4 protein-coding genes are annotated in these 5,190 nt (G+C 50.3%); 2 read left to right on the top strand and 2 right to left on the bottom strand.

Going from position 1 to position 5,190, the window contains the following annotated elements:
* The first annotated feature begins 355 nt into the window (after nucleotides 1-355).
* Together CPT76_RS18660 and CPT76_RS18655 are read left to right on the top strand one after the other, a co-directional pair.
* Nucleotides 356-2,062: a hypothetical protein gene (locus CPT76_RS18660; protein WP_146116274.1), complete on the top strand. Its 1,707-nt coding sequence runs from the start codon at nucleotides 356-358 to the stop codon at nucleotides 2,060-2,062.
* Nucleotides 2,063-2,117: 55 nt separating this feature from the next.
* Complete coding sequence (locus CPT76_RS18655) at nucleotides 2,118-3,848, top strand: alpha-L-rhamnosidase-related protein (protein WP_105443895.1); 1,731 nt, start codon at nucleotides 2,118-2,120, stop codon at nucleotides 3,846-3,848.
* Between the two features lie 72 nt (nucleotides 3,849-3,920).
* On the opposite strand, the gene CPT76_RS18650 is transcribed toward CPT76_RS18655, so the two are convergent.
* Together CPT76_RS18650 and CPT76_RS18645 are read right to left on the bottom strand one after the other, a co-directional pair.
* A complete protein-coding gene (locus CPT76_RS18650; RefSeq protein ID WP_105443894.1) occupies nucleotides 3,921-4,298 on the bottom strand; it encodes a VOC family protein in 378 nt (125 codons plus the stop codon).
* A gap of 87 nt (nucleotides 4,299-4,385) precedes the next feature.
* Nucleotides 4,386-5,190 (bottom strand): helix-turn-helix transcriptional regulator (locus CPT76_RS18645; protein ID WP_181152917.1); only part of this gene is annotated, 805 nt, incomplete at its 5' end.

Genomic DNA, 5,190 nt, shown 5'->3' with positions numbered 1-5,190 from the left:
AGCGATCGTAGGGACTATTTTACGTACTTGCCTCCCATCATCCATTACTAAATTTTCTCAACTTATATAAGAAATGACTGTGGTGCTCGGTAGGAGTGCCGCAGTTTCTTTTTTGTGATATCGAGCAGTTATCCTTAATCTGAACCAGCTACAATTAAAAAGAGCAGTATTTAAGTTTTGGTATCGCTTCATTCAATGTATATTTAGTTGTAAATGGCTACAAACAAAGTATATTATATAATTAATAAGAATACTTAATTCGAGAAATAAGTGCTTACGATATTCGTTAATGGAGGTCGAGCCGCCTATGTGTGACACGGGTCCGTTGGGAGGAGCAGAAAGGATGCGGAATCATGTGAGTCGAACGCACGCCGATCAATGGGGAGGCATTGATGGGTTGGGAAGGGAGCTTCCAACGCGGGCAGAAACGGGGCCGAGGCGCGAAGGAAGGTACGTAGGTTTATTTTACTTTCTGTGGCTGGGGCAGCACGGAACGTCAGGCCCTTTTGATAACAGCGAAATTCTCGCCCAATATCCCGAAGCGGTCCGGGATCCAGCCCACCCGGCCTGGGGGCCGGAGAATGCATTTCACTTCTGGGGCGAGCCTTTGTATGGCTATTATCTGAATAACGATGCCTGGGTGCTTCGCAAACACGTGCAGCTTCTGACCAGTGCGGGCGTGGATTTTATTGTGTTTGACACGACCAATGCCGTTACGTACAAGAAGGTATACGACGTATTGTTCCAGGTGCTGGACGAGGTATGGGGACAAGGCTTTACCGTACCGCAGTTTGCCTTTTACACGAACACGGATTCAGGAACAACGATTGCGGAATTGTACGAAGATATATACAAACCGGGGCGCTATAAGCATCTATGGTTTCACTGGAAAGGCAAACCTTTGATCATTGGAGATCCGGCAGAATGCACGGAGGAACAGCGGGTCTTTTTCACCTTTCGCCGGAATCAATGGCCAGACGAAGAAGCGAAGATAAACGGATTTCCATGGATCGAATTTCAGCGGCCGCAGCGGGTGTTTTTTAATGATGAAGGGGAGAAGGAAGTCATCAGCGTTTCCGTTGCGCAGCATCCCAGTGTAGCCATGAGCGATACGCCCTTTTACGGATATGGGAACAATTGGGGGAGAAGTTATCACAAAGGGATGGAGAAACCGGAGGCTGATCTGTCCGAATCCATTCATCGGGGCATGAATATCGCCGAACAATGGGAGTTTGCTATTGCAGAGGACCCGCAGATCATTTTCGTTACGGGCTGGAATGAGTGGATCGCCATGCGCTTGCAGGGAACGCCGGATCGGCCCGTTTTGTTCGTTGATCAAGCTACGCTTGCATTCAGCCGGGATATCGAGCCGATGAAGGGCGGGTATCAAGACCATTATTATATGCAGCTGATCGGTGATATCCGCCGCTACAAGGGCATGTCCGAACCGGTGGACAGCGGAACCTTCCTGGCTGCAGAGCCGGACTTTACGGCATGGCCGTCTGTACCGGAGCTGTACAGGGACTTTGAAGGGGATACGATGGGCCGGGATCATGCCGGATATGGAAGTTTTCGTTATTTTCAAGACACGGGCAGAAATGATTTGGTTACCCTGAAAGCCGCACATACGGATCACTGTCTTTATTTTTACGCAAAAACGAAAGATCCCATTACACCCTATACAGACCGTCACTGGATGATGCTGCTCATTCGTAACCGGAGACTACGTAGCCCGGGATGGGAGGGGTACAATTACGTTGTGAACAGGACAGTCATAGACCGTTCCAAGGCGCTGATGGAACACAGCACAGGGGGTTGGAACTGGAAAGCGTCGGCAGAGATCCGCTATTTCGTTTCGGGGAATGAAATGTATGTTGAAATCCCGCTCGCACTGCTTCGGGAGGATGAAGCTCCGGAGGACCGTGCGAAAGGAATATGGATCGAGTTCAAGTGGATGGACAATATGCAGAACGAAGGGGATATCTCAGACTTCTATCTGCACGGCGACACGGCGCCGGAAGGAAGATTGAACTTTGTGTACAAATCGGTCGACGAATCATAATTCATAAGCACTCATTTTCTGAAACTCGAGATCAGCACAAGCTGGAGGTAAAGCGATGAATAGACCAAGCTGGGAAGCGGAATGGATTTGGGCCGAGGGAACGGGGAATGAGAATAACGTATATGTGGAAGCCCGCCAATCTTTTGAACTGACAATACCCTTTACAAAAGCGTTCGTACGGATTTCCGCCAACCAATCCTATAAGCTGTATATTAACGGCATCGAGGCGGGCAGAGGCCCCGCGCCATCCGACTTGTTATGGATGTCTTTCGATACGCACGACGTTGCTGCACTGCTCCGGAACGGCCGGAACTGCATTGCGGTGGCCGCACACAATTTTGGTAAGGACAGAATCGTCACCGAGCAGCTGCAGGGGCCCGGCGGATTGATATGCCAGCTCGATGTATACGGCGCTGACGACCAAGGGGCAGGCCTGCTGACGGTTGCCAGCAGCTCCGAATGGAAATGCAGGCGGTCCCCCCGGTGGAAAACGGGAGTAAGCCGCCTCCACATGTGGGGCGGATACCGGGAGCTGATGGATGTGTCCCGGGAAGACGGCTGGGAATGCGATGATTATGACGATTCCTCCTGGCCGCCCGCCGAGGTGATCGCAGCAGCAGAGCAGGAGGATTCCCCCTGGCCCCGCTTGGTCGCGCGCGATATTCCGTACCTGCAGGAAGACTTGGTATCCCCGGTAAGAGTTGTATCGGCTGAATCGTTACTTGGGTTCATCCAAGCCCCGGAAGCGCAATTAGCTGCTGACACGGCGGAAGGAAGGGAACCAGTGGTCATGGACGCTTCGATTCCCGGCTCTTTTCCCCAGATTACCTATGACTTTGGAGCTGAGATCGTCGGCTATCCGGAGCTTGAAGTCATTGCTGAGGAAGGCGGGGTTCTGCAGCTGTTTTATGGGGAGTCGCTGGAATTGGATTTGAGGGATACGTACCTCCTCCGCAAAGGCGTAAACAAGATCACTCCGTTTGGAAGGCGTGCATTTCGCTATCTTAAGGTTGGGGTCATGGCGACGCCCGTTCCCCTGCGTATGTGTGACCTTCGAGTCCGTTTTGTTCATTATCCGTACAAGGACGGGGGACATTTCCACAGCAGCGATGATAAGCTGAACCGGATTTGGGAAGTCGGCCGGTATACGACCATGGTCAACAGCCAGAACCATTTTGAGGATTGCCCTTATCGCGAAGGTGCGCTGTGGGTGGCCGACTCGGTTGTCATGGCCAAAGTGGTCTACCAAACGTTCAACGATCCTCGGCTCGTCCGGAAGTCATTGCTGCAGGCGGCGAAAATACAAAACGCCGACGGTTCCATACCCGGCACCGGACCGCAGCGGAACGCCTATTTGCTGCCCGATTTTTGCGCGCATTGGCTGTTTGGTGTAGCCGAATATTACGATTATACGAAGGATCGAGCTTTTTTAGAGGAATTATGGCCGCATATCGTGAAGCTCGCCGCGTGGTTTACGGAGCAGGAAGATGACGCCGGATTGTTTGCCAATGCAGATCGGGACGGCATGTGGTGCTTTATCGACTGGTCGGACGAAATCCACCGGGAGGATCGCGTAACCGCCGTCTCTTGCTTTTATATAAATTTTTGCATACGGCCGCCGCGCTGGCGTATGAGCTGGATCAGGATCATGTCCACGTTCGAGGATCGGTTCCGGTTCATGAGGCAGCACCAAAGCGGACACCATTGGTCGATTGCAGCGGGTAACGAAGACAACAACATTCAACTTGAAAAGCTGCACAGCTGCAGCATGATGAAAAAGGGCTGAAAAATTTCAGCCCTTTACTAAATTCCGTCAATCTCAAATACTATTAGGCCAGTCCTTCCACTCCATCAGGAATCAAGCGACGAGACTAACCAAATTGCCGTCGGGGTCCTTTATAATAGCATAGCGCTCGCCCCAAGGCGTATCGCTCGGCTCAAGCTGCCGAGTATATCCTTGCGCTGTCAATCGGCGATACGATTCATCCAGCGTTTCACGGCTGTCTAAATGGAAAGCAATCTCCATTCGATTTCCAATCGGCTCCTGTAAGCTGCCCAGAATCGTCTGCACCGTTTCCCTCGTATCGAAAGCCAAGATCAATCCGTTGCATTCCACTTCAACATGCTGTTCGTCGTTCGCACTCGCCGGTATTTCAAATCCCAAGAGCCGATAGAAATCCAAAGCCCGTTTCATCTCTTCCACGAAAATTCCAATTCTCTTCAGCTTAATAGCCATGCTTTCCAGCTCCCATCGTATGAATTCATGTTACGTCATCATTGTATCCGTACGATCGGCCGTCAAATAGGAAAAAACGGACTTCTTTCACGATCTTGTTAAGTGTCTAACAGGCAATCCGAAATAGCGTGGAAAGGAATTCGTAAAATGGGATTGGTCGTAATAGCCAGAAAGAAGCGCAAGATCCGTCAAACTGGAGTAGTTTTTCTTATAGAACTCTTTCAGTGTGCTTTGAAATCGGATGATTCCCAGCATCTCCTTAGGGCTTAACCCCAATTCCTGTTTGAAGCTCCTTCTGAGATGCCTTTCACTGCAGTGAGCCTGCTCGGCTAAATCCGTAACAGATAGATTTCCTTTATTATGATAAATAATCTGCATACTTTGAGACACCAAAGGGAGAGTAACCGCATTACTCTCTGCTAACACTTTGCTTAATTGACGATCGGCAATCGCAAGGATGTCCGGGGTTGTCTCCGCAGTGAGGATTTGTTCGACCCAATACAACCCTTCAAAACCCCAAACATCTTCCAGAAAAACACGTTGTCCCTGAAACATCGAAAGGGGGAACTTTAAAATGGTCCGGGCCGCTTCCGAATAGATCCTAATACCGAATAACGAACGAGCTTCCGAAAAGTGCAGCACTTCTGAACGAGTTGTCAACCCAGTAACATGGGCGGCCTTCCGGCTGGACGGGGAATAAAGATTAATGACGATATCTATGCAGCCGTCCGGTATGATCCAGTGGATTTGCTTATCGGGGACGGGTTGAAAATACATTGTCCAATAAGAAGCAACATGAGATTCCAGGTGCCTGCTCGGAGAATATTCCTGACAACTGTACCATGGGCGATGTAACTCAGGCTGTAAATTAGGTGAATGAACAGGGTGATAA

It is taken from the genome of Paenibacillus sp. AR247 (assembly GCF_002968895.1).
Taxonomy (GTDB): domain Bacteria; phylum Bacillota; class Bacilli; order Paenibacillales; family Paenibacillaceae; genus Paenibacillus_AQ; species Paenibacillus_AQ favisporus.
Note: the sequence above shows the minus strand (reverse complement) of the source record. Positions and strands in the feature narration are given on the sequence as shown.